This is a genomic window from Photobacterium sp. TY1-4 (genome assembly GCF_025398175.1).
Taxonomy (GTDB): domain Bacteria; phylum Pseudomonadota; class Gammaproteobacteria; order Enterobacterales; family Vibrionaceae; genus Photobacterium.
In genome coordinates this window covers 57572-83701 of sequence record NZ_CP099735.1, presented here as the reverse complement: position 1 = coordinate 83701, position 26130 = coordinate 57572, and the positions used below count along the sequence as shown (strand labels likewise).

Sequence of the window (26130 nt, the reverse complement as noted above, 5' to 3'; positions counted from 1 at the left end):
TGATTATTTTCCTAAACTTTTCATGCATCGTATCGGTCAATTAAGTCAATACCGTGACCTACATATTGCATAAATATTATAAGAACATACAGGCATGCCAATATCAACACACAGCATCAATGGTCGTACCAATATTCCATTAAAGAATTCGCGTGCCAGATCATTATCATTCGCCCACTCAATACATGCTTCTGGCGAAATAATCTCATGCATCAAAAGTGCCAATAATTTCAATCTGTGAAATAATTAGATTAACTATGGAGATGCCAAACAACTTCATGAAACATTCATTTGAGTTGCACTCATTTCATGCATGGACGCACAATATTAGTGCTAAGTTGAACAATAATTTTTTAATAAACCAATCGAAGACTGTACAAGAATATGTCATTCATCATCATCAACCGTCATCCGCGCCCTTACTTTTAAGAAACGTTCATTCTAAAGAGTTATTTGATATGTAATTTTATTCTTTAGAGTACAAGCTCGTTGCACGCATTCCGCCTCACACCAACGTTACTGATTGTTCAAGACAGCGCACCGCCCTCCTTCTTACGTCACAAGTTGGCTGGCAGCGAAAACGGAAATACCTTTCTCCACCGATACGGTTGAAATTGTCGCCTGGTAACCCTATGTAGAAGCTATAATTCTTAGCATAAACTCGGTGATGTATACTATTTCGCCACAAAAAAATCTAAAGCTAAGTCGCTGTCGAAAATGAACTCTCACCAGAATTTCTGGTCAGAAAACTCACCTTTTAATTGACTTTTTTGTAGTTAAAGGATTTAACCCACATTATGTTAACATCGACGTTTCAACGCCTGCAGACTTACCTGGACAGCCAGGTGATTGGTCAACCCGATCTCGTTAAGCAACTGCTGATTGCCCTGCTGGCTGATGGCCATATTTTGGTCGAGGGCCCACCGGGGCTGGCCAAGACCCGAGCCGTGAAAGTACTGGCCGATTGCATTGAAGGCAGCTTCCACCGGATTCAATTTACCCCTGATCTATTGCCGGCCGATCTCACCGGAACTGATATCTTTCGTCCGGAAACCGGCGAATTCAAATTTCAGCCCGGCCCGATTTTCAACTCATTGCTGCTGGCTGATGAAATCAACCGGGCCCCCGCCAAAGTTCAGGCCGCCATGCTGGAAGCCATGGCAGAAAAACAGATTACCGCGGGGCGTCAAACCTATGCCTTGCCCGCATTATTCCTGGTGATGGCAACACAAAACCCGATCGAACAGGAAGGCACCTACCCACTGCCGGAGGCACAGTTGGATCGCTTCCTGCTGCAACTCAATGTGAATTATCCGGACGCGGCCAGCGAACTGGAAATTCTGCGCCTGAACCGGGGGGAAGCCATGGGGGTTCATGTTGCCGAGCCGGTGCACATCAGCCAGAAAGAAATTTTCGAGGCGCGTCAGGCAGTCCTCAATATCCACATGGCCGAAGAAGTCGAGCACTATATTATCCGTCTGACCATGGCAACCCGAGAGCCGGAGCGCTACAGTGATCAACTGGCGAACTGGCTGCAACTGGGCGTCAGTCCGCGGGCCACGCTGGCACTGGATCGCTGCGCCCGTGCCCATGCCTGGCTCTGTGGCCGGGATTTCGTGACGCCGGAAGACGTTCAGCAGATGGCTTACCCGGTACTGCGCCATCGCCTGCTGCTCAGCTATGAAGCCCAGGCCGAAGGCATCGCGAGCGACACCATCATTCGCCTGATCATCGAGCAGGTTGCGTGCGCATGACGGACACGACCCCGATCCCGGCGCTGCCTGCCCATAGCGACGGTGTGAATTTGTGTCTGGCGGAGCTCCTGCAATATAAGAATCAGGCAGTGCGTTGGCTGCCACCGGCGCAAAGTATCTGGTCGCAGCTGAATGGGCAGCACATCAGCCGAAAGAAAGGTCGCGGGATGAACTTCGCAGAAGTTCGGCCGTATCAAGCGGGGGATGATATTCGGGCCATCGACTGGCGGGTCACGGCCCGCACCGGTAAAACACACACCAAACTGTTCACTGAAGAGCGGGAGCAGCCGGTGATGCTGCTCGTAGATCTCAGCCCAAACATGCAGTTCGGCTCCACCCTGCTGTTGAAATCGGTCCAGGCCGCCCATTTAGCCAGTTTACTCAGCTGGCTGGCGGCCAAAGAGCAGGACCGCATCGGCGCGATCATCTATACCGGGACTCAACTCATCGAGTGTAAACCGACGGCGCGTCAGCAAGGGCCGCTCCGGGTGATCAATGCCCTGTTGGAAGCGCACCGCCCCGAGACCTCAGGCCAAGCGGGCGAGCAAACCCAACTTGAATTCTCAGCAGCCCTGAAACACCTTCATCATCTGTGTCCGAAAGGCAGCGACATCGTCGTGATCAGTGATTTTTATCTCCTGACACCAACCGACAAACGTCGTCTGAGTCAACTGCGCCAACACAACCGGATCCAATTTGTTCAGGTTTTCGATCCGCTGGAACAAGGCCAAACCCGGTTCCGGGGCGCCGAGCATGTCAGAGACAGCCGCCAAACACAGTGGGTGAACTTTGCGGCCACCAGCACCCGCCAGCAGCTTCAGGAGCAATACCAGCACCACCAACACTTTATCCAAACCCTGGCCCAGAGCCTGGCAATCCCGGTCCATCAGATTTCCGCGGCTCACCCGTTAATCTCTCAATTAAACACTGCAGGAGTCGCTTCATGACTGAGCAACCAGCGGTCAACGACCTCCCAACTCCCCTGCCCCTGGCAGACATTCATCTCCCTGATGCGCCCGACTATTGGCCGCTCGCCTGGGGCTGGTGGGTATGCCTGTTTATCGGCCTGTGTCTGCTGATCGGCGGACTGTGGATGGGCATTCGCCACATCCGGCAATCCAGACAACAACAAAGAGCACGCAAAGAAGCATTGCGCCGTCTGCCGGATTTCAATCAACCCGATGCACTAAACGCAATTAACTTACTGCTCCGTCAAACCGCGATGTCTTATTATCCGCGCCAACAGGTTGCCAGCCTGACCGGCGCGCAATGGCTGGCGTTTCTGGATACCCATTTGCCCCCATCGACGCAAAGCTTTGCTGCCTTATCCGAACACTGGCATCGCGGGATCTTTTCCAAGCAAGCGCTTGATCCGCAGGACTTTCAACACTGCTATCAACAAGCCGAACGATGGCTGAAAACCGCGCGTTTGCCTGCCTTGCAACGCCAGCAACCCACTCAACCGTCCACGGCTGCGGAGGAGAGGCATGTTTGAGTTTTTCTGGATTTGGGCCTGGGCGTTGCTGCCCCTGCCTTGGCTGATTTACCGATATGCCCAGCCGATCGCGCAGCCCGTCGCCATTCGGCTCCCCAAGCTGCCGGATGGCATCGGCCACCAGCAACCCGACACACGCTGGCGTAAACTGATGGTCGGTCTGGCCTGGTGTGCGCTGCTTGGCGCCCTGGCACGCCCGGTTTGGTATGGTGATCCGATAGCAATCAACCCTGAGCACCGAGATATGATGCTGGCGGTCGATCTGTCCGGATCCATGTCGATCGAAGATATGATCACCCCGAATGGTGACCACATCGATCGGCTCACAGCCGTGAAACAAGTACTCGCAGACTTTATCGAGCGGCGCCAGGGCGATCGCCTGGGCCTGGTGTTGTTTGCACAACACGCCTACCTGCAAACCCCCCTGACGTTTGACCGCGATACCGTGCAACAACAGTTACACCGGAGTGTACTGGGATTAATCGGCCAAAGCACTGCCATTGGTGAAGGGCTTGGGATCGCAGCCAAAACGTTTATCGACAGCCAGGCCCCGCAACGCGTGATCATTTTACTCAGTGACGGCAGCAACACTGCCGGTGTGATCCAGCCGATTGAAGCGGCTGAGTTAGCCGCGCGCAGTGACGTCACCATCTATACCATTGGGATCGGTGCCGAAGTCCTGCAACAGCGTACTTTCTTTTCCACCCGAACCGTTAATCCATCACAGGATTTGGATGAGAAAACCTTAACTGAGATTGCCCAGCTGACCGGCGGACAATACTTTCGGGCCAGAAACCCTCAGGAGCTGGAACAAATTTATCAACTGATTGATCAAATGGAACCTGTGAATACTGCACAACAAACCTGGCGTCCACGCGAAGAGATCTTTCGCTACCCGCTCGCGCTGGCACTCTTACTCACCGTGCTGATTGCACTGTTGAGGAGGCGGCATGGCTGATTTAACACTGCTGCACCCGGAATGGCTGTTGGCGTTGCTGCCACTGCTCGCAGTTCTCCCCTGGCTCATTCGCAAGCGAAAGAAAACCGCACTGATTGCGCCGCACCTAAACCGCCATTTCGGTGCACAACCGGCGGCGTCCGCTTTCCCTCAATGGGGAATTCTGGCAGCCGGCTGGCTGCTCAGCGTGCTGGCGCTGGCAGGCCCCAGTTGGGAAAAAGCCGAGATCCCCGCCTACCATCTCGCGGGGGCACGGGTGCTGATCATGGATATGTCCCGTTCGATGTATGCCACTGACATCACACCGAATCGGTTGACCCAGGCCCGCTTTAAGGCCCTGGATTTGTTGCCCGGTTGGACCGAAGGGAGTACCGGCCTCGTCGCCTACGCCGCCGATGGCTTTGTCGTCAGTCCGCTCACCCGGGACAGTCATACCCTGGCCAGCCTGATCCCGTACCTGTCCCCGGACATTATGCCGATCCAGGGCAGTAACGCAGCAGCCGGCATCGAGGAAGCCATCAGCCTGCTCAAACAAGCCGGCCATCCGGCGGGAGATATCATCCTGATCACAGATGGGCTGAGTCATCAGGAGTCTGAGCAGGCCCTGGCGCTCCTGAAAGACAGCCAGTACCGGCTTTCCGTCCTGGCCATCGGAACCCGTCAGGGCGCCCCGATCCGGCTACCGGACGGTCGTTTGCTGACCAACAGCCAGGGAGAGACCGTTGTTGCCAAGGTTAATCTCAGCACGCTCCTGCCCCTGGTCAAACAAACCGGTGGCCAACTCCAGCTGTTTCAACCCACAAACCATGATGTTGAACGCCTGATCGCCGCGACAGCCAATCCGCAGGCCACTGCCGAGCAAAGTCAGGAGAAAACAGTTGAGGAGCGCATCAATGATGGGTTCTGGTTGCTCATTCCGGTGGTCTTTCTGTCCCTGTTCGGGTTTCGCCGCGGGCTGGTTCTTGCCGTCATGTTATGCGTGTTCCCCCAAGATCCGGCCATGGCTTCCCCTTGGCTAAATACGAACCAGCAAGGCCATCAAGCTTTCGGCCAGCAGGACTATGCGCAAGCCGCCGATCTGTTTACGGACCCGCGCTGGAAAGGCGCAGCACAATACAAAGCCGGCCAGTATGCACAAGCGATTGAAACCCTGAAGCCGCTATCGGATGATCAGTCCCGCTTCAATCTGGGGAATGCCTACGCGCAATCCGGCCAGTATGACCAGGCCATTGCGGCGTATGAATCAGTGCTGGAAAACAACCCGGACGATACGGACGCCCGCCAGAACCTGGAACAGGTCAAACGGGCGCAGCAACAGCAACAGCAACAGCAACAGCAGGATCAAAACCAAGCACAGGACCAAATTCAACCCGGCGGGCAGCAATCCCCTGCTCCCAAAGGCGATAGCAAACAGAATCAGCAGAATCAGCAGAATCAGCAGAATCAGCAGAATCAGCAGAATCAGCAGAATCAGCAGAATCAGCAGAATCAGCAGAATCAGCAGAATCAGCAGAATCAGAACAATGCTTCGCAGGCATCCGATCAAGATCAAGCGGCAATGCAAGGTCAACCCTCTGACGATATCGGGCAATCATCAGAAGTGCAGCCGGATCCCACGCCTTCGGCCCGTGCCGCTGATGACGGAGAACCGAACGCACCGGAAAATCCGTTGCCCGGAGCACAGCAAAGCTCTGAACAATCATCCACGGAGCAACGATCAACGGAACAGCTATCAACGGAGCAACAGCGTGAGGGAGGTGTTGCCGAACCCATAGAAGATGCGTCACCGCACAACTCCCTGTCAGCCAGCGATCCAGTTTTGAAAAAGTTAGAGCAGGTTCCGGATGATACCAGTGCCCTGATCCGCGCCCAGTTGATTTTGCAAGCACGAGAAAAACAGACAACCCCTGAAACAGAGAATTCATGGTAAGAAACCAATGCATGGTACAAGAGAAATGATGAGACTCAACATTCCCCCACACATGCGCCGTACCGACGGTCGGCGATCTCTTGATGCCTGTTGGCTCGGTTTGATCCTGATGATATTTGTCAGCTGGCCGACATACGCTGCCCAAGCCGTCGCCACCGTGTCCAAAAACCAGGTGGCAGTGAACGAGGTGTTTCAGCTGACCATCAGTATCGATGACAGCGTCAATGTCAATGCGCTGGACTTATCCGTTCTGGCACCGGACTTCAATTACGGCACGCCACGCACCAGCAGCCAGACCAAAATGCTCAATGGTGTCGTGTCCCGTCAAACGGAATGGCGCATTGCGCTGGCAACCAAAGCTGTGGGGGAATTTACGATCCCCCGCTTTCGAATTGGTGCCACCATCACCGATCCGATTGTTATCACATCGACCCAAACCAGCGCACAAGTCTCCGACCAGCCGGATATCAAAATCAGCACCGAGATTGATAAAAATTCACTCTACCTGGGTGAAAGCGTGCGCTATACCGTCCGTTTGATGATTGGCGAGCAAATGAGCCAGGCCACCCTGGTACCGCCCGCTGCCGAAGGTCTGGAAGTGAAGCAGGTCGGAGAAGATCGTCAGGCGGAGCCGGTACTCAATGGCCGCCGCTATCTGGCAATCACCCGTGAATACCAAATCACGGCAAATCAGCCGGGCCGGCACCAACTTCAGGGCGCAGAGTTTCGCGGCAACATCCTAAAACAAGGCCGGGGATTTGGCTCCACTGTACGGATGCCGATTGAGAAGAAAGCCGATGATCTTGAACTGGAAGTCAAAGACATTCCGTCCGGCTATTTTGGGCTATGGCTGCCGACCGAAGATCTGCAACTGACACAACAATGGCAGCCTGAAAATGATGAGATCCGGGTCGGTGCTCCAATTACCCGAACCATCACCCTGAAAATGAAAAATACCGAGCAGAGCAAAATGCCGAATCTTTCCCTGGATTATCCGGGCTCGGTGAAAGTGTACAATGAGAAACCCGTTTACAGTCACGTCAACGATTATACCGTCATGACCCTGAAGCAAGTGATCATTCCTCGGGCTCAGGGCAGCCTGACGTTGCCTCCCTTGGCGGTCAATTGGTGGAATACGACAACCAGCACGCAACAGGTCAGTCAACTGGATGGCCTGACGTTGTTGGTGTTACCCGGCGATCCGCTGAATAATGCCGCACTCCCCCTCCAAACCGAAGGCGATGCCACCCGATCGCTAAACGTTCAAGTGCTTCGACCAGACCCTGAAGTCATTCGAGATGCGGGCTGGTGGCCGTGGCTGACGGCACTTTTTGCCAGTTTATGGTTGCTCTCGACCGGGCTGTGGTTCAACGCGCGCCGCAATCCCCGTCACCAGACTAAGCCATCACCATCCCGTGATATCGAGCAAACGCCCCTGGAAAGTTTGCGGCTGGCGGTTCAGGCAAATCAACCGCTTCAGGCTCAGCTACACTACCAGCGATGGTGTCAGCAGCACGAAGGCCACCCGCAGCAATCGCAGATGGCACAAGCCGTCCATGAGATGATGGCTGCACACTACCAAAAACCATCAGAGACATCGGAAACACGCTGGAACAACCGCGACTTGCTCCGCTTGATTGACGCAATCACGCAGCAATCGCCGCAGCAAAATTGTGCCCCCGACAAGCCGTCTGCACTGGAACCTTTAGTCCCCGAAAGGTAATTTGGGCGGATTTTCCTAAGTCGGCCCCATGCTGTCATCACCCAAAGCTCACCGCCGCGTGAGCTTTTTTAACATTCCAGCCAGCCTTTTCACTATTATGTTAACGAACAGTTTTCAAACAGGCTTGCGGCACCTGAAGTTAATGAACGCAGATTGAAAGGGTGTTAAATTCCTGTAAACCGATAGTATATGAAAAGAAAGGTGGAAAATAATCGGATTTCCTGTTAAAAAACGTCTCGGAAGCACAATTTAATCCTTCCGTAACATATTATAAAATGATGCAGGACGTAATATGAACCAAACACAACCCTTTCTCGCCCGTGTTGCCAACGGTAGCCTGGTGATTCAAATCCTTATCGGCATTATTGCCGGTGTTATTCTCGCCTCCGTTGCCCCTGAATCTGCCGTAAAAGTCGGCTTTCTTGGCAACCTGTTCGTCAGCGCGCTGAAAGCTGTCGCGCCGGTACTGGTCTTTATCCTGGTTGCTTCTTCAATTGCAAACCAGAAAAAAGGCGCCCATACCAATATGAAGCCGATCATCATGCTGTACCTGTTCGGTACCCTGATGGCTTCGTTGACTGCCGTTACTATGAGTTTCCTTTTCCCGACCCATTTAACTCTGGTAGCCAGCGCAACAGGAACCACGCCTCCCGAAGGGATTACGGAAGTTCTGAACACGCTGCTGTTCAAAATTGTTGATAACCCAGTGAATGCCCTGATGACCGGTAACTTCATCGGGATCCTTGCCTGGGCGATCGCTCTGGGTTTTGCCCTGCATCAAGCCAGTGAAGCAACCAAGCAAGTGTTCCATGATGTGTCTAACGGCATTACGCTGATTGTTCGTTTCGTGATTCGTCTGGCGCCAATCGGGATTTTCGGCTTAGTCGCCAACACTTTTGCAGAAACCGGTTTTGCCGCATTGGCAAGCTACGGTCATCTGCTGGGTGTGCTGCTGGGCTCCATGCTGATCATCGCGCTGATCGTAAACCCGCTGATCGTGTTCTACAAAACCAAGTCCAACCCATATCCACTGGTGCTGCGTTGCATCCGCGAAAGTGGGATCACGGCATTCTTTACCCGTAGCTCTGCGGCTAACATCCCGGTAAACATGCAACTGTGTAAAGACTTGGATCTGCACGAAGATACATACTCTGTTTCCATTCCACTGGGTGCAACCATCAACATGGCCGGTGCGGCGATCACCATCACCGTCCTGACGCTGGCTGCCGTGCATACGATGGGCGTTGAAGTTGATCTCGCCACTGCAATTCTGCTGAGTGTGGTCGCGGCCATTTCTGCCTGTGGCGCCTCGGGTGTTGCGGGTGGCTCACTGCTGCTGATCCCACTGGCGTGTAGCCTGTTTGGGATCCCGAATGACGTCGCAATGCAAGTGGTTGCGGTTGGCTTCATCATCGGTGTGATTCAGGACTCTGCTGAAACCGCCCTGAACAGTTCAACGGATGTGCTTTTCACCGCTGCTGCTTGTAAGGCTGAAGAAGCCAAATTGGCGAGCGCTGAAACAGCCAAGTCATAATACTGGCTCGCACGCATACAAAAAAGGCAGCCAAATGGCTGCCTTTTGTTGCTCTGGCGGTTACTTGCTCAATTCGTCCAGCTTATCCGACAAGACCTCAGCCTTCTCTGACACCTGATCTTTAGCCTCTTCCAGCAAATCCTGCATCTCTTCCGCCGGACGGGAATCGACAAAATCTTCGATCTGATCTTTGTAAGTCACACCGAGATACACACCGATCCCAACCAGCAATAACATTATGTACTTAATCATCGTTTTCTCGTTCTGTTGTTAAACCCGTCACTGAGCCCGCTGAGCCGTGATCAAGCCCGAGCAGAACCCATCGTTTCGATGGTACAATTATACCTGGCCTCACCATCATCACAATGCAAATCAGCAGCTTAGCGTTTGTGATCTCTATCTGTTGCTTCGAACGTCAGTACCCAAGCACCACATCAGCTCACCGGATATTCATTCCCGCAGTCTATCCGGCTTGCGCTGGAATCCCCCTGCTCACTTTGCTCCGTGCCTCCCTTTGCTTCATGTCTTCCCTTGTTCAATGTCTCTACGGGTATTTCTCCCGCAGACCCCTGATGTACATTAGTAGCATTTTGAAACAATTTGCTCTAATGGAATGTAACTTTTATTTGACAAGTTCGGGGCCATTTTCATACTTAATTACAGGAGTTTAATTCAAAACATGGACTTGACGGACCAGTTCGACCCCTTTATTTTAACAACAATATAACAAGACAAGGATGACAAAATGACTTTACCTCTGCCCACAGAACGCTTAAGGGACACCCTCATGACGCAGTCTTTACCACATGAAATGTTATTGAAATGGGCAGAAGAGCGCCCGGACGATATCTATCTCCGCCAAATTAAAAACCGACAATTTGTCGACTTCACCTATGCTGAGGTGCTGGATCAGGCCCTGCGCCTGGTCAGTGCATTGCGAAGCATGGGGATCGAGCCGGGTGATCGCGTCGCATTGATTTCGAAAAACTGCGCTGAATGGTTCATTACCGATCTGGCGCTGATGCTGGGCAGCTATATCAGCGTTCCTATTTTCCCGACCGCAGGCGCTGACACCATCGAACACTGTATCAGCCACAGCGAGTCGAAAGCGCTGTTCATCGGGAAACTCGATGATAATAAAGCGACCGATGCAGTGCTGGCTAACCATCCTGATCTGCCGACCATAGCGTTTCCTTATCCGAATGTGCTCTCTTGCCGGCATGACTGGGATACCCTGATGGCAGAACATGAGCCGAGCGATGAACGCCCCGAACACAAACCCGACGATCTGATGTCCATTGTCTACACCTCCGGCACCTCCGGTTTACCCAAAGGGGCTCTGCTGACATTCGGCGCCTTTGCCTGGACAGCCCAGCGCCTGGTCGATCATATCGGGATGCAGGAAGATGAGCGCCTGTTCTCTTACCTACCGCTGGCCCATATTACCGAGCGTGTCTATATCTACGGTTCATCCGTCATGGCCGGCATTCAGGTCGCATTTCCGGAATCCCTCGAGACGTTCATTGACGATGTGAAAATGCACCGCCCGACCCTGTTCATTTCAGTGCCCCGGCTCTGGACCCTGTTCCAGCAACGGATCCTTGAGAAGCTGCCTCAGCAGAAACTCAATCTGTTGCTGAAAATTCCGTTTATCTCCGGTGTCATCAAGCGCAAGCTGGCGGACGGTCTGGGACTGGATAAAGCACGGGTTCTGGGATGTGGCTCTGCGCCGGTATCTCCGGCCCTGCTCCGCTGGTATGAGCATATCGGGTTGAACATCACCGAAGCCTGGGGGATGACCGAGTCATTTGCCTACAGCACCCTCAACCATCCGTTCCGCAGTGAAAAAATCGGCACAGTCGGCAACGCCGGACCAGGGATCGAAATCAAAATTGCCGACGATGAAGAAATTCTGGTTCGGGGCGCCGGGATGTTCTCGGGCTACTACAAAAACGAAGAAGCCAGCCAAGCGGCATTCAATGCTGAAGGCTGGCTCCATACCGGCGATATCGGCTTCCTGGATGACGAGGGCTATCTGACTATTCAAGGCCGGAAGAACGATACCTTTAAAACGGCAAAAGGTAAGTTTGTCGCCCCGGTGCCGATTGAAAAGCGCCTGTTTGAACTCAGTAATATCGAGATGATGTGCGTGATCGGCTCAGGCTTGCCCGCCCCCATTCTGCTTGCTATCCCGCATGACTTCCCGAATTTTGATCGCGAGCGTTATGAGCGTAAAGCACGCCATGTGATTGATACCATCAACCAAGAGCTGGAATCTCATGCGCAAATCAAGGGTGTACTGATGATGAAAGAGCCCTGGAGCATTGAGAACGGTATCCTGACGCCGACACTCAAAATTAAACGCCACCTGCTCGAGAAGAAATATCATGACATCGGTGCAAGTTGGCCAAAAGGTCAGCTCGTCCAATGGGAAGAGTAATCCCAGCAGCCAGCGTTTGAGCATTTAACGCCGCTCGGTCAAAGCCGCCCTTCAACCGGCGGCTTTGATCGTTGACCCATATCCGAACACTGCGCCTCAACTCACACAGTTATTTCGCGCCGGTTATTGCGCGACGTTCATCGGCTCAAATCACGCTTTCTCTTCGTAGGTTATCACCGAGACAACTGCGCCATCCGGATCGGCAATCGCGCACATGCGGCCGACACCGGGCACATTCATCGGCGGATAAACCGCCTTTCCGCCCATGGCCTCCGCCTGCTCAAGTGTCGCATCCACATCATCCACGGTGACATACGTCCCCCAATGGTTGGGGATATGCTCATACCCTTCCGGCTTAGCCATAATACCGCCGACCGCTTCCCCATTGGCCTTCAGCACATGGTAGACCCCATCGGGCATTTCCATGGCTTCCACCTCCCAACCGATCACATCGGTGTAGAAGGCAACCGCTTTCACCGGATCATCAGTCATTAACTCCGACCAGCTAAATGCGCCGTGCTGCTTAAATGGATTGTACATATGCATATCCTTCTGCCTCTTCTCTACCTGCTCATAGCATTAACAGTAGACAAAATCACCGGGCTGCCCAGCTCTAAATCGGCGAACACCATTCAATTCCTGACCATTCGGGAGCTTGCCGCATCGTGAGAATACGCTACCATGAGCGTATCACCGTCTCGGCAAGGGCGAAGCTATGGCAGTTCACGCAACACACCACGATCTGTTACAACGCGCGTTGAGTGCATATCAACATCCGGATCGCAACAATGTTCCGCTGCACCAGCGCCGGGTATCCAATCTTGAGGCCGCTATTTATTTTCTCAAGCAGGCACACCAGCAACAGCCCACACATGTCGACACCTTGCTGACCCTGGCAACCATGCACACTTTTCAAGGGGACATTGACACCGCGCTCGCACGCTATCGCCAGTGTCTGGCGCACTGCCAGAGTCCAGAAGAGCAACGTCGGGTCCTCACCTATCTGATCACCTGGCATCACTATGAACAAGACAATACATTGACGGCACACTATTTCTCCCGCCTGCGACAACACGATTGTTCATACGCCGAATTTCTCGACCGGTTTATCACGCAAATCGAAGCAGTGTTGTCACAACCGCTTGTGACAAGTCCGAAACCTCAGGCAGAGAGCCCGACCTACCGGACACCGTGCCGGTCAACAACGCATCATGAAGCAGACCATGCCCTGGTCACATTGGGATACAAACTCCAGCCGGGTGGCGCGCTGGCCCCAGCTTTAATCGCCAGACTTGCTCTGACGAAAACTCTGGCACAGCGTTTCCCGGCCAGTTCGATCCTGGTGACCGGCGGCATGCCACAACAAGGCAAAACGGAAGCCCGGCAAATGAAGCTGTGGTTGTGTGAGCAGGGCATTGATGAACAACGAATTATTGAAGAGCCTCTGGCAACCAATACGATCGAGAATGCCCGGTTCAGCTTGGCACAGCTTCAGCAGCGCAACATTCGGGCTGTGACAGTCATCAGCAGTGAAGCCCATGTGCAGCGCACCCAGTTGCTGTTTCAGATTTTGCAGCTCACCGCCAACCAACCGACGATTTCGGTGAACCATTGCGTCGTCGCAGCAGAACAACCCATCGATGACCGACATTCGGCTCAAATCAAACGGAACTGCTACATAGATGCGCTCCGGGCAATTGGGTTGCCAGCCTTTGATTGTCCGCCTTATGTCTGTCTGTAGCGATTTATCAAATCAAAGCGAACAGAAATCCTTCATGCTCCCATTTAATCAGTCCGGATGCTTTCCAAAGGATTTTCGCCGGACCGACGACGGCACGACACCACACACCGTTCTTCCGTTTCAGCATTTCTCAGTCGTGACACAATGGGTTCCAAGCCAGATAAATCCGCGCCTGGGCAAAACGCCAACGTGGCACGGTTCAAAAACAGGAGATGCAACTTTTCGCCACAAACCTTACAATTTAAGGCCGCATAAGCCTCAGGGTTCGACGTTGCTCCCGCAGCCACTTTTGTTTGCAGCACAGGTTTATCCATTCTGATAGACATAGTGATCTCCTGCTCAATGAAGCGTGATGCATGCTCACAAACCAAGCTGAATCATAAAGTAAGCAAATACGTACATTAAGTATGCAAAAAGCCAGACATTCCACCCTCAACTTATGAATGAGATTGATGTCCAGACATCATGATTTTGTTGTAACAGTGAGATCTGCTCAGCATCACACGCCATCATTCGGACTGAGTCACTTGCATGATTTAATATTCGACGCGTGATCGAGCCAAAGGGACGACCTTTGATCATTCCACGCGAATTCTTTCGATTTCAATCGAGCATTGTGGCATTTGCCTCTGCGCGCTAACCTTTGCCCGACACTAAACGATAAATCCAACATAGGTTAAATCGTCTGCTTTTCATATCCACTCTCCTCCCCTTTGAACAAAAGATTCGCAGCAGTTCTCAATTTTCATCTGATTTACGGGAAAGAGACTATCAGGGCAAATAGTCAGGTAATTTCTGAAGACGGTAAAAACGACTGCATATATCGCTTGGCCATAGCAGCTGTGCCATAAACCTCGGGGCGAATGGTGTCTATCAGCACGACTGAAACTGCGGGCAAACTTAGTGCCCGCAGTTTGATTCTGGGGAAGCGGATTCTTTAGTTAATGTACATCGACACACCAGGCCCAACATCAAGGCCAAAACCGGTCCATAACAGTAAAAACGCCGTCCAGAACACCAGGAAACCAATGGCGAGCGGAAGCATTGTCGCCATCAAGGTCCCAATACGGAGTTCAGGCTTATAGCTTTGCATATACACCAGTGCCACACTGAAATACGGTGACATGGGTGAAATAATGTTCGTCGAACTATCTCCAATTCTGAACATCGCCAGTGTGAATGCAGGTTCAATATTTAATTGCATTAGCATCGGAATAAATATCGGGGCAAATAACGCAAACTGAGCACTGCCGCTGGTCATGAAAATATTACAGATACAGGTGATCAAAATGAAACTGATGATCAAGGCATACCCATCGAAACCGACAGACTGTAAGAAATGTGCGCCTTCAAAGGCAACCAGGTTCCCAATGCCGGTCCATTTGAAATAAGCAATAAACTGGGAAATGGCTAAAAATAGAACCAGCGTTGTCGCCAGAGCCTTCACAGACTCGGCCATTAGGTCCGGAATATCTTCTACCCTTTCGATTTTACCAACTGCTTTCCCGTAAATCACCCCGATACCAAGAAAGTAAAAAAACATGAATGGCACAAGACTTTTCAGGAAGGGAGACGGAATCAAACCACCATCAGCGTTCCTCAGCGCTGAGGAATCAGGTAGGACAAGCGCCATCACAAAAGCCAGGTAGCCTAGCGTAAACAATGCTACCCGCTTGAGACCCGTTTTTTCCTCCGCCGTCATATTCACTTCAGCCGTGGGTCTTTCTTTGATCATTGTTGACAACGGATGTAAATTATTCAGGCGCGGTTCGACGACTTTATCTATGATAAGCGTCCCGACAACAGCAAGAATAAACACAGAAGAGGCGACAAAGTAATAGTTATCTACCGCACTGACATACGCATCAGGGTCGATGATTCTTGCGGCGTCTGTTGCAATGCCTGCAAATAGAGCGTCCCCGACCGTAATAAACAAACTGGCATCAAAGCCTGCTCCTGCCGCCGCATAAGCTGCTGCTGCCCCCGCTAACGGATTACGGCCGACACTATGGAATACCATGGCAACTAACGGGATCAAAATGAGATAGTTTGCGTCGGAAGCAATCGAGCCACAGATACCGGCAATAAACACGAAAAACGTCAGTAAATGACGCGGCGCTTTCGCCACCGTTTGTGTTAGTAACGTCGAGAGTAAACCAACGCGTTCGGCTAAACCGATCCCCAGCATCACCGTGATGATGGTGCCTAGAGGTGGGAAGTTCACAAAATTTTTCACAAAATTAGTGAACATGTAAGCGATGCCGTCACCGGATACCAAAGATTTGATCGGATAGGCTTCCGCGGTTTTCGGGTTGTATGTGTTGATATTGAAATAATTTAAGACCGCCGAAATCACCATGACAAATATGGCTAAGTAGACAAACAATAAAAACGGATGAGGTAATTTATTCCCCGTGGTTTCAACCCACGATAAAAAGCGATTATCCTTGATTGTTTCTGGCCTGTGTTGTGCGTGCTCCACTACTGCTCTCTCCCTAGGTAAAATTGTGCTACATCCATGTAGACTTGCCTTGCTACGGCGATATTTTCATCATTAAAGTCGTAATGAGGATTGTGTAAATAAGCAGAATCTTCACCATTTCCAATAAAGAAGTAACAACCCGGTCTTTCTAACAAATAAAAACTGAAGTCTTCTGCCCCCATCGTTGGCATATAATCAATTTCTAACAGGTTGTTTTTCTCAAAACTGTACTGACATGCTTCAATCACATCTGTGGTTTCTTGTCGATGGTTGACCAACGCCGGAATTGATAAAAGGATGGTGAATTCATAAGTACAGTTGAATTGCTCACAGACGCATTTGAGTGTTTTTTCAATCTCACGAACCAGCAGCTCATCGGTTTCTTTCGTATCTGAGCGTACACTTAAGCTGAGCTGCGCCTTTGAGCCAATGACATTATGTCCCTGTCCTGAATGAAATTCTGAAACAGTCACTGCCGCCGCGTTCAGGGGTGATAATTTTCTGGACACCACGGTTTGAACTTGCGTCACAAAGCTTGCACCTGCAACGATTGGGTCATGCGTTAAATGAGGCATTGCTGCGTGCCCCCCTTTCCCGGTAATTTCAACGGAGATACTGGTATTCCCCCCCATTGCAGAGCCCGATTTCACAAAGACGAGCCCTTGCTGAAAGCCAGGCCTGTTGTGATAGCCAAATATCTTATCAACTCTCGGGTGCTCAAGAACCCCGTCATCAATCATGGCCTTCGCGCCAGCTCCGCCCTCTTCTGCCGGCTGCATGATAATGACAATGTTACCGCAATACGCATCTTTGTTTGCCATTAAGGATTCCGCAGCGCACAGCAGACTGGCAGTATGCCCATCATGGCCGCAAGCATGCATCTTTCCAGTATTTTGAGATTTATGCTCAAATTCGTTGAGCTCCAAAATCGGTAGCGCGTCCAGATCGGCACGAAAAGCAATCGTCGGCCCCGGTCGATGGGTATAAAGAACCGCTTTAACCCCTGTTTTCCCGATGCCCGTGGTCACTTCATAGCCTAAGTCAGTTAAATGTTCAGCGACTAATTTCGCCGTATCGAATTCTTCATACTTAAGCTCTGGATTACGGTGGAGTGTTTTCCTAATCTCGATGTACTTGTTGATATCTATGTCCATGATTATATCCACGTGTTGATTCTTTTGTTGATATTAACCAGATCTGCACAATAAGTCATACAAAAGACAACAACAATTACGAATACATCACAAGCCAGCAACACCTGCAAAAGTGAATCTGAACCACGGTGCATCCGACTGACTCCTGAGGAGACATATTTCATGCCTGTCATAACGCAGGCAGAACTGTCAATCTCACTTCATTCTCTTGCAGACCGACCAAGTTATCGGCAGGAAGGGTGAAACCAATTTATGTCTGGGGGCGAGTGCGCTACACTCCCTCTCAAACCAAGGTCTCAATGGCCTGTTCATCGGTAACCTGATGGAACTGACAACTGTGTTCACGAGCAAGTCTGACTGACAAACCCCCAGGCACCACCCGGTCAGTGATTGTGTGCTTGCCTCATTTCGCATCCCATCAGCAACAAGCCATAAAAAAGAGTTATTTTTCAAATGTCTAGCAATGCAATCCAGTGGTTCCCGGGCCACATGCACAAAGCCCGTAAAGAAATCGAAGAAGTCCTGCCGAAGATCGATGTCATCATCGAAGTGCTGGATGCCCGTATTCCTTTCAGTAGCGAGAACCCGCTGATCAAGAGCTTTCGTGAGAGAAACAATAAACCTGTCGTCAAAGTTCTGAATAAGCGTGATCTGGCAGATCCGGAAATGACGCAACTGTGGATCGATCACCTTGAGCAAGAGCAGGGTGTAAAAGCCCTGGCGATCACCACGGAAAACGTCAGTGAAGTCCATAAAATCATGGAGCTTTGCCGCAAGCTGGCACCGCACAGGGAGGAAATGGGCAAACAGATTCGCACCATGATTATGGGGATCCCGAACGTCGGCAAATCAACCATCATCAATACCCTGGCCGGCCGTGCCGTCGCAGTGACCGGAAACCAGCCTGCAGTGACCCGTCAGCAGCAGCGAATCAACCTGCAAAACGGTATTGTTCTCTCGGATACGCCGGGGATCTTATGGCCGAAGGTAGAAAACCCGCATAGCGGATTTCGCCTGGCAGCGACCGGGGCCGTCAAAGACACAGCAATGGACTATATGGATGTTGCTTTCTTCACCATTGAATATCTGAAAGACGCTTATCCTGAACTCATTAAGGCGCGCTACAATCTGGACGACGAGCTGCCGGAAACTGAAATCGAGTTGATGGAAGAAATTGGCCGCAAACGTGGCTGCCTGAAAGGTGGCGGCCGGGTTGATCTGCATAAAGCATCTGAAATCCTGATCAATGAGTTACGAAACGGCACTCTAGGCCACATTACCCTGGAGCGACCGGAGATGATCACCCAAGAGCTGATCAACGTCGCCATTGAAGAAGAGCGCAAAGCCGAAGAAAAAGCCAAGAAAAAAGAAGAACGCCGTAAGCGTTATCTGAAGAACAAACGCTAACATCCCAGGGCTGAAACTCAGGGACAATGGCTCAACGAACTCCTTCTGCGGGTCCATTGACGTTTGTCTAAAAAAACGGGTGCTGTTCTCCCGCTACAGAGCGCAGCACCCGGATGTCAACTGACAAAGGATTATGTACCATAGCAACGACAGCCATTCCCCGCTGGTACCCTCTTCAATACTGAACCAGCCTGATACTGTCATGAACTTATCTGCAACTGTGATGCCAACTTTAAGCCACGAAATTTCAATACCTTAAGGGGCAGCTTTACGCCGCACTGCACCAAAACAAGGATTGACTGCACTCATTCCGGACACACGGCTTACGCCCGCTTCTCTGAACTGCACGGCATGACCCAGTCGCGTACGGCAATTCCAGGCAACCAAAAAAACTTTTGCCTCATGCTTCATTTTTTGTTTGTTATAACTCTAATCAATTCTGTGTGACAACCTACTGAGAAGCAGGCATTTAACATACAAATCATTGTTTTTTTATTGCCTTCAGAGCCTGAACAGCATGAAGGGAGCATTTTCCGATAGATATAACACAAATGATTTTATATCAGATGACTCAAATTTCTCGTTTGCATTAGTTTTTCTCACTTTACGAATCTTAAAATCCGCTCCATATTCCACCTGAACCCAATCGAATACCGGCTGATCCCTTCAACCGGGAGTGCGGCTTTACCCTGTCTATCTTATTCAATACTTCCTTCAAGGCGCTTGTCCACCCGACAGCAGCCCTAAGCTCTGGTTTTTCGAAACCATAAGATAGATTTATTAATCAACGATTTATTTTGGAGACTCCAGTAGTGAGCCAAAACACTACTTCCGCGACCGGATCCGGGATTTTTGTCCCTGTCGCCGGTTTAACCGTGTTTGCGATTGCCGCCGGTTATTTAATGAGCTTAGTTCCGCTGTCATTGGCCAGCTTTAACATTGACAGCCAATACGCAGGCTGGCTTGCCAGTTCGTATTATATTGGGTTATTGATTGGTTCAATGATGATTGAACCAATCATCAGCAAAATCGGTCACCGTGCGGCCTTTATCGGCTTCCTGTTGTTACTGGCCTCAACCGTGATTGTATTGCCGTTGTTTGCCAACCGGGATGCCTGGCTACTGGCACGCCTGATTGCGGGTATGGCTGTGGCCGGCATTTTTGTGGTGGTCGAATCCTGGCTGCTGATCAGCGACTGTCCAAAACAGCGTGCAAAACGGCTGGGGATCTACATGACGTCACTCTATGGCGGGACAACCGTCGGCCAGCTAGGGGTCGGTGTCATTGGCGTTCAGGGCTTTGGCCCGTTCATTGCTGTCCTGAGCCTACTGCTGGCCGCCACCCTGCCGGCCATATTGCTCCGTCAGTCGCCGCCAAAACAGCAGGCACATTTGAGCTTGTCACTGAAAGATATTACCCGGTTGAATAAGCCGGCGATTATCGGCTGCACGGTTTCCGGCATCGTGATGGGGACTATCTATGGCCTCATGCCGCTATCTCTGCGACAAAGCCAGCTGGATGCCGAACAAATCAGCGTGTTGATGGCGGCCATTGTTCTGGGTGGCATGGCCATTCAACCGATTATCGGTAAACTCTCAGTGATCATGAGTAAAACCCTATTGCTGGCGCTGATGTCGTTGCTCGGGGTGTTTGCAGTCGGTCTCACCTACTTGAGCAACAATTACACCTGGTTAGTTGTCGCGCTGGCGCTGCTAGGCATGTCTGCATTTGCCTTGTATCCGATCGCGATCACGCTGGCTTGTGAAAAGATAGACTCGGCCTACATTGTGGCAGCCACCCAGGTGATGCTGTTCAGTTACAGCATTGGCTCTGCCCTGGGGCCGATTGGTGCGGGAAGTTTTCTGGAGCAGCCCCTCGCCAACCCGTCCAATGGGTTGATGGACTATTTCTTTATTGTGTTGCTGGCAACCAGCATTTATATGCTGCTGGCCAGTGCGAAGCGTAGTGATACGGCCTTGGCAAGTTAGCGACGCCGGAAAACAGGTTAGCGCCGCCGAAAAAAGAGCGGGCGCGACATCATGTCGCGCCCTTAGGTCTTACATGCAGCAATCCAGCTACGTTAGTGCTCCCTGCATCATTCCTTGATTCAGCTGATTCCTTCAGCGGTTCCCTTTGTCTCTATCCCAGAGATGTCCTTCGGTCTTACCCTGACCCGTCGATACGTCCTGTTTCGACTCTCTTCTCCTTCCTGGAGGTGTCCCTGACTTCATCCTGAAGCGGTCCTTTCGTCTTCCTGACCGGCAAATATCCTATTTGCCTTCTCGGTTCCATCCGAGGTTCCCTTCACAGTCCCTGTCGATAAATCATCCTGATTCACCGTCCTCTTCCTGAGGTTGCCAGAATCCTTGGCGTTGTTCCTGTTCCGTTCCGTCAGTTCCTTCCGACGGCGTTAAGATTACGTTAATTTTCATTTGATACAATGTGCGTAGATCACAATTTCTCAGAAATATTTTATAAAATAACCAATAAAAAGCTTAAATCACTGAAAAACATAGAAATCGATATCGACTCTCGCGCGATTATCTATTCAGTTATTTTACATTTCCCACACATTTGTAAGAGATCTCGCACAAGGCAATGGCGAAATTGATGTACAAACGCCGCTGTCCATCAAAAACCGAACCTACTTCAGCGCCTTCAGTTTCTCGATCAAGACCTCTTTGCGATACGGCTTGGCGACATAATCATCCATTCCCGCATGAAAACAATCCTGAATATCTTCATCCAGGACGCTGGCTGTTACCGCAATAATCGGTAATTTTCGCGCCACGCCGACTTCCTGCTCCCATGCCCGAATGGCTTTCGTCGCCGCCAACCCATCCATCACCGGCATCATGCAATCCATCAGCACAGCATGATACGGCTTTCCTTGTTTGACGGCCTCCACTGCAGCACAGCCATTATCCACCAGTTCAAAATCAAACCCGGCCTTTTCCAGAAACAGCGCTGCCACCCGCTGGTTCACCGGGCTATCTTCCGCAACCAACACCAAATCGCTCCCCGTTTCGATTCGAGTCGGTAATACCGCGGCGGTGGCAAATGAGCGCTGTTTCCCGACGTGATCCACAGCTGAGCGCACCGTCTTCACAAACCGCTGTCCGAGCAACGGCAATACGACCAGACCATCGCACATCAAACCGATTTCCTGATAATCTTCATCATGCTGACAACACACCACCAGCGCTGTAGAGGGTGCCATTCCCCTGAACCGGGTAATCATCTCCCGCACAACTCGGGCATCCGTCGAAAAAAGGACACAACATTGATAGCCTGATAAATCAGTCCCTGTCTCCAAAGCCGGTTCATAGGCTGCGCTCATGTGCCATCGTCCCAATTCAGCAAGCAGCAGCTCCGCGGTATCGCAACGCTCTCCCAGCACCAGGCAATGCAGTGGATCTGTTTCCGGGTTTATCTGCAAGTGAGCGGTCACAGTATCCACGGTCAAATGAAAACCAAACCGGCTGCCAATTCCCTTTTCTGAATCCAACGTCATTTCCCCACCCATCAGCGTCACCAACTGGCGGCAGATCGCCAGCCCTAATCCCGTCCCGCCATAACGGCGGGTGATCGTGCCGTCTTCCTGAATAAAGGGGGCAAAGATCTGTGCCTGTTTATCCGGATCAATACCGATCCCCGTATCTTCAACCACGAACGTTAACCTCACTTGGCACGCAGAAATCGCCTCGCACTGAACCTGAACTGCCACCCGGCCCTCAGATGTAAACTTGACGGCATTGGACATCAAATTCATGATCACTTGCCGTAACCGATGCTCATCGATCAATACTGCCTGCGGAATTGTAGGATCCAGCTGGATCGAGAAGTGAAGCCCGCTTTGGTTGACCTTGGGGAGAATGATACCGGCGGTTTCATACACCACTTCGCACACGTCGGTCGCCGTTGGCACCAGCACCAGCTTTCCGGACTCAATCTTGGACAAATCCAGGATATCGTTGATCAGCAACAACAAGGTCTGTGAAGAAGCGGCAATCGTATGGAGGTATTCCTGCTGCACCGCATTCAGTGTCGTGTCTTCCAGCAATTCGGACATCCCGATAATACCGTTCAATGGGGTGCGAATTTCGTGGGACATATTTGCCAGGAAGGAGCTTTTCGCCAGATTCGCTTTCTCTGCCAACTCTTTGGCGAGCAATAACTTTTTCTGATTATTCCGCCGCTCATCAATCAACTCATTGAGCTGACGGAAAAAAGTCGTAAACTCATCATCGCCGTCCACCGATATGCGTAGATCCTTACGGGTCAGCGGCTCGCTTTCAACACGTCTCAGCGTGGTCAGAATTCGATTCGCGGCAGACAGAAATCGCGTCGTGATATTCCACCCCAGATAGCACATGCCAATAAAACCCGTCACAATCAGGCTGGCAATCAGCACCATTTTCCAGCGAATTTCCCGCACTAACGCCTGAATGTCGACCACCAATTGTTGCTTAATTTGCCCGGTTACATCCTGAACCTGCTGGAATCGTGCTTCAGAGTTTTCAATACTGCCCAGCAAATAATCCCCCGGATGAGGTTGGGGACGAGCCTGTTCATACTGAATAAACGCAGGATGATCAAAACTGTTCCGGAGAAACTCAATCTGGTCCTGAGTGGCGTATACCATCAAAAAACGCTCAATATAAAAAGCCTGTTTCTCCCGAGCAGACCACAATCTCTGATAGCCTTGATCCGCCAACTCCGGATGCAAAGCCAAGCTGGTGGTATACCAGTTGTCCAATCCAGCCCAGAACTGGAACCAGATCAACTGATATAACGCCGCCAGATGACGCTCGACTTCCGTGATGGCGGTATAGCTCCCCTCACTTTCAAGCAGTTGGAAGGATTGTTCCTGAAGCAACGCCATCCAACTCATCCAGCTGCTGAAATCTTTGTCTCCTACCCCGGCAAAGTCATCCAGCAAAGCTTGTATCTCATCAAGCACACGCACCATCTCTTTGCGTTGGGTCGGATCAAACGCCAGGTCGACCTGCGAGTACAGTGCCGGCAGCATGGCCTTGATCTGCGCCAGGTCCCTTTCAGTATCCTGCTGGTAAAGCCACTTGAATTTCATCTGATGGGTCTCAGATATCAGACGGGATAAATCACCGGCAAACTGGACCTTCGCGCTATACATGTTCAGCGATGTTTCAGCGTGATACAGCTCGGATAGTGCAGTCAGGCCCAGCCAGGAACTAAACAGCAGCGGACAAGCCACTAACAGCAGTAATTTGGTCTTAATCGATAAGTTGTTCATCAGGCTCATCTCTTCTCCTTGAAAGAACCCTGCGCCTTTTATTCCAATCAATGCATATCGTTCGTTTAATCTTAGGAGGAATAAAACGAATAATATGAATTTACCGCTAATAATGAGAGCTAAGCACCTGATTTGCGTCATACAAGTAGTCTGCAACCAAAGGCGGCAAAATCGGCCATACTTAAACCGTTAACGCAACATCAATCTGCCACTGAGGAGGGGCTTGCTATGTTTTTGAAAGAGGCTCGGACTGGGGATCTCGTCGATGTGGTCGATATGGCATCGCTGATTAATCCATTCTCACGGCATGTCACCGTGCAGTTTCAGTCAGGGGAAGATCTTGCCGATCCGGTCACCATCGACAAGCAAGAGCTCGCATTTCCTTCCGGTGAAGGACTGCCTGAATGCTGGATTAACGGCTACTATCGCTTACAAACAAAGTAACGGCGGACCCGCCATTTTGTGGCCTGTTCTTAGGTAACTCAATCGTTTTAAGGCAGCTGTGTATCTGGGTTGGCATTTTGCCTTAGACTGTACTTGGGCTGCATCTGAAAACGCGAAAGGCACCGCAATGTGCCTTTCGCGTCTTGGTTGTGCCTTTCGCGTCCAGATATAGAGAATTGCTATGAGCCCAGTTGGAGGTTTTTCGCCAGCTCCAGACAGTGCAGGCGGAGCTCTTCAACCTTGTCCGGATCCATCTTCGACTGCTGCTCTAACTGGCGAGTCAGATTCTTCGCTTTATCCCGCAGCGCATAACCAGTTTCGGTCAGGTGAATAATTTTTTTGCGCTCATCGTCAGGCGAAACATTACGGGTCAGCAAGGCTTTCCCTTCCAGGCGCTTGACAATCGGTGTCAATGTACCGGGATCCAGGCGGGTATCCTGCGACAACTGCGTTAAGCTGACCCCGTTGTGATACCACAGTGACTGCATCACCAGGTATTGCGGATAGGTCAGATTAAACTCATCCAAAACCGGTCGGTAGGCTCTCACCAATGCATTGGTGGCGGTATACAGAGCGAAACAGACGTTATCTGATAATTGTTGTGACATGGAAACTCCTTGCGCTATCCCGCTTATGATACGACAAAACGACGCCTGACCAAATATTTTGCACACAAAATATTTTCACGCAAAGGGGTTGCCAACCATAAGTTCACAGGTTAGTGTATCCCCACAATTACTTTGCGCGCAAAACTTTTGCGGAGCAATAATATCACGACACGTTAAGAAGGCGACATATGAAAGTACAAGAGATTCATCTGATCTCCCGCCCACAAGGCACCCCAACAGCAGACAACTTTTCCCTGGTTGAGCGTGAGTTAGCACCGATTGAAGACGGTGAAGTACTGATCAGCAACCAATGGATGTCCGTTGATCCTTACATGCGGGGTCGCATGATCGACCGGGCCAGCTATGTTGCGCCGTTCAAACTGAACGAGGTCATGGAAGGCGGCGCGATTGGTGAAGTGATTGAATCCAAGAACCCGAAGCTGCCGGTTGGCACCAAAGTGAGCCATACTTACGGCTGGCGCAGCCATGTTATTAGTGATGGCAGCGACCTAACCCCACTCCCGTCCACATCCCTACCGCTGCAAAGCTTCCTCGGCATTATGGGCATGCCGGGCATGACGGCCTGGACGGGTCTGTTTCGCATCGCTGAACTGAAGCCGGGCGAAACAGTCTTTGTTTCTGCGGCTTCCGGCGCCGTGGGCAGCGCCGTCTGCCAGATGGCCAAACTTCAGGGCTGTACCGTGATCGGCTCTGCCGGCTCCGATGAAAAAGTTGAAAGCCTGAAAGCGCTTGGCGTCGATGCAGTGATCAACTACAAAACTGCGGGTGATCTGACGCAGGCCCTGGCAGAAGCTGCGCCGCAAGGGATTGATGTGTACTTTGAGAACGTCGGTGGTGAGCACCTGGTCGCAGCCCTGAATAATATGAACGAGTTCGGCCGTATCGCCGTGTGCGGCATGATTGCCGACTACAATGCAACCGAGCTGCAACCAGGTCCGAGCAACATCGGTCTGCTGATCGTCAAGAAGCTGAAAATGCAGGGCTTCATTGTGATGGATCACTGGCAACATTACGGCGACTTTGCTGCGCAGATGGGTCAGTGGATCGCGGAAGATAAGATTAAATGGGATGAAACCATTTATGAGGGGCTGGCACAGGCTCCGGAAGCCTTTATTGGCCTGTTCGAAGGCAAGAACAAAGGCAAAATGCTGGTGAAGTTATAAT

At 51.3% G+C, this 26130-nt stretch carries 20 protein-coding genes; 13 read left to right on the top strand and 7 right to left on the bottom strand.

Going from position 1 to position 26130, the window contains the following annotated elements; all coding sequences use genetic code 11:
* The first annotated feature begins 797 nt into the window (after positions 1-797).
* The 7 genes from NH461_RS16920 to sstT all read left to right on the top strand — a co-directional run bounded on the left by NH461_RS16920 (position 798) and on the right by sstT (position 9394).
* Positions 798-1754, top strand: coding sequence for an AAA family ATPase (locus NH461_RS16920; RefSeq protein WP_261603788.1), 957 nt, complete (start codon positions 798-800; stop codon positions 1752-1754).
* The gene (locus NH461_RS16915) at positions 1751-2701 is read left to right on the top strand and encodes a DUF58 domain-containing protein (protein WP_261603787.1); all 951 of its coding nucleotides are present in this window, start codon (positions 1751-1753) and stop codon (positions 2699-2701) included. The genes NH461_RS16920 and NH461_RS16915 overlap by 4 nt, the downstream gene beginning before the upstream one ends.
* On the top strand, positions 2698-3249 hold the full coding sequence (locus tag NH461_RS16910; protein ID WP_261603786.1) for a DUF4381 domain-containing protein: 552 nt from the start codon (positions 2698-2700) through the stop codon (positions 3247-3249). The genes NH461_RS16915 and NH461_RS16910 overlap by 4 nt, the downstream gene beginning before the upstream one ends.
* Positions 3242-4207 (top strand): vWA domain-containing protein, encoded by a 966-nt coding sequence (locus NH461_RS16905; RefSeq protein WP_261603785.1) that lies wholly within the window; start codon positions 3242-3244, stop codon positions 4205-4207. Before NH461_RS16910 ends, NH461_RS16905 begins: the two co-directional genes overlap by 8 nt.
* Positions 4200-6137 carry a vWA domain-containing protein gene (locus tag NH461_RS16900; RefSeq protein WP_261603784.1) on the top strand — a complete coding sequence of 646 codons (1938 nt, stop codon included), beginning with the start codon at positions 4200-4202 and terminating at the stop codon, positions 6135-6137. Before NH461_RS16905 ends, NH461_RS16900 begins: the two co-directional genes overlap by 8 nt.
* A gap of 25 nt (positions 6138-6162) precedes the next feature.
* Positions 6163-7860, top strand: coding sequence for a BatD family protein (locus tag NH461_RS16895; RefSeq protein ID WP_261603783.1), 1698 nt, complete (start codon positions 6163-6165; stop codon positions 7858-7860).
* Between the two features lie 292 nt (positions 7861-8152).
* Positions 8153-9394: a serine/threonine transporter SstT gene (gene sstT, locus NH461_RS16890; RefSeq protein WP_261603782.1), complete on the top strand. Its 1242-nt coding sequence runs from the start codon at positions 8153-8155 to the stop codon at positions 9392-9394.
* Positions 9395-9454: 60 nt separating this feature from the next.
* Here the strand turns inward: sstT and NH461_RS16885 are convergent, their stop codons facing one another.
* A complete protein-coding gene (locus NH461_RS16885; RefSeq protein ID WP_261603781.1) occupies positions 9455-9646 on the bottom strand; it encodes a YtxH domain-containing protein in 192 nt (63 codons plus the stop codon).
* 559 nt (positions 9647-10205) lie between these two features.
* Here NH461_RS16885 and NH461_RS16880 point away from each other — a divergent pair.
* Entirely contained in the window at positions 10206-11834 is a 1629-nt protein-coding gene (locus NH461_RS16880; RefSeq protein WP_261604640.1) for an AMP-binding protein, read from the top strand.
* Between the two features lie 150 nt (positions 11835-11984).
* Here the strand turns inward: NH461_RS16880 and NH461_RS16875 are convergent, their stop codons facing one another.
* Entirely contained in the window at positions 11985-12374 is a 390-nt protein-coding gene (locus NH461_RS16875) for a VOC family protein (protein ID WP_261603780.1), read from the bottom strand.
* A gap of 175 nt (positions 12375-12549) precedes the next feature.
* Between NH461_RS16875 and NH461_RS16870 the strand changes: the two genes are divergently transcribed.
* Entirely contained in the window at positions 12550-13575 is a 1026-nt protein-coding gene (locus NH461_RS16870) for a YdcF family protein (RefSeq protein WP_261603779.1), read from the top strand.
* A gap of 44 nt (positions 13576-13619) precedes the next feature.
* On the opposite strand, the gene NH461_RS16865 is transcribed toward NH461_RS16870, so the two are convergent.
* The 3 genes from NH461_RS16865 to NH461_RS16855 all read right to left on the bottom strand — a co-directional run bounded on the left by NH461_RS16865 (position 13620) and on the right by NH461_RS16855 (position 17211).
* Positions 13620-13901 carry a hypothetical protein gene (locus tag NH461_RS16865; RefSeq protein ID WP_261603778.1) on the bottom strand — a complete coding sequence of 94 codons (282 nt, stop codon included), beginning with the start codon at positions 13899-13901 and terminating at the stop codon, positions 13620-13622.
* Positions 13902-14512: 611 nt separating this feature from the next.
* The gene (locus tag NH461_RS16860; RefSeq protein WP_261603777.1) at positions 14513-16057 is read right to left on the bottom strand and encodes an AbgT family transporter; all 1545 of its coding nucleotides are present in this window, start codon (positions 16055-16057) and stop codon (positions 14513-14515) included.
* Positions 16057-17211, bottom strand: coding sequence for a M20 family metallopeptidase (locus tag NH461_RS16855; RefSeq protein ID WP_261603776.1), 1155 nt, complete (start codon positions 17209-17211; stop codon positions 16057-16059). The genes NH461_RS16860 and NH461_RS16855 overlap by 1 nt, the downstream gene beginning before the upstream one ends.
* Positions 17212-17664: 453 nt before the next feature.
* On the opposite strand from NH461_RS16855, the gene ylqF reads away from it, so the two are divergent.
* Entirely contained in the window at positions 17665-18618 is a 954-nt protein-coding gene (ylqF, locus tag NH461_RS16850; RefSeq protein ID WP_261603775.1) for a ribosome biogenesis GTPase YlqF, read from the top strand.
* A gap of 812 nt (positions 18619-19430) precedes the next feature.
* Positions 19431-20606, top strand: coding sequence for an MFS transporter (locus NH461_RS16845; RefSeq protein ID WP_261603774.1), 1176 nt, complete (start codon positions 19431-19433; stop codon positions 20604-20606).
* A gap of 656 nt (positions 20607-21262) precedes the next feature.
* Here NH461_RS16845 and NH461_RS16840 read toward each other — a convergent pair.
* Positions 21263-23902 (bottom strand): ATP-binding protein, encoded by a 2640-nt coding sequence (locus NH461_RS16840; protein ID WP_261603773.1) that lies wholly within the window; start codon positions 23900-23902, stop codon positions 21263-21265.
* Between the two features lie 219 nt (positions 23903-24121).
* Between NH461_RS16840 and NH461_RS16835 the strand changes: the two genes are divergently transcribed.
* Positions 24122-24337, top strand: a complete 216-nt coding sequence (locus tag NH461_RS16835) for an acetyltransferase (RefSeq protein WP_261603772.1) — start codon at positions 24122-24124, stop codon at positions 24335-24337.
* Between the two features lie 179 nt (positions 24338-24516).
* On the opposite strand, the gene NH461_RS16830 is transcribed toward NH461_RS16835, so the two are convergent.
* A complete protein-coding gene (locus NH461_RS16830; protein ID WP_261603771.1) occupies positions 24517-24945 on the bottom strand; it encodes a MarR family winged helix-turn-helix transcriptional regulator in 429 nt (142 codons plus the stop codon).
* A 188-nt stretch (positions 24946-25133) separates the two neighbouring features.
* Here NH461_RS16830 and NH461_RS16825 point away from each other — a divergent pair, with 188 nt between their 5' ends.
* Positions 25134-26129: an NADP-dependent oxidoreductase gene (locus NH461_RS16825; RefSeq protein WP_261603770.1), complete on the top strand. Its 996-nt coding sequence runs from the start codon at positions 25134-25136 to the stop codon at positions 26127-26129.
* Position 26130 lies beyond the last annotated feature (1 nt).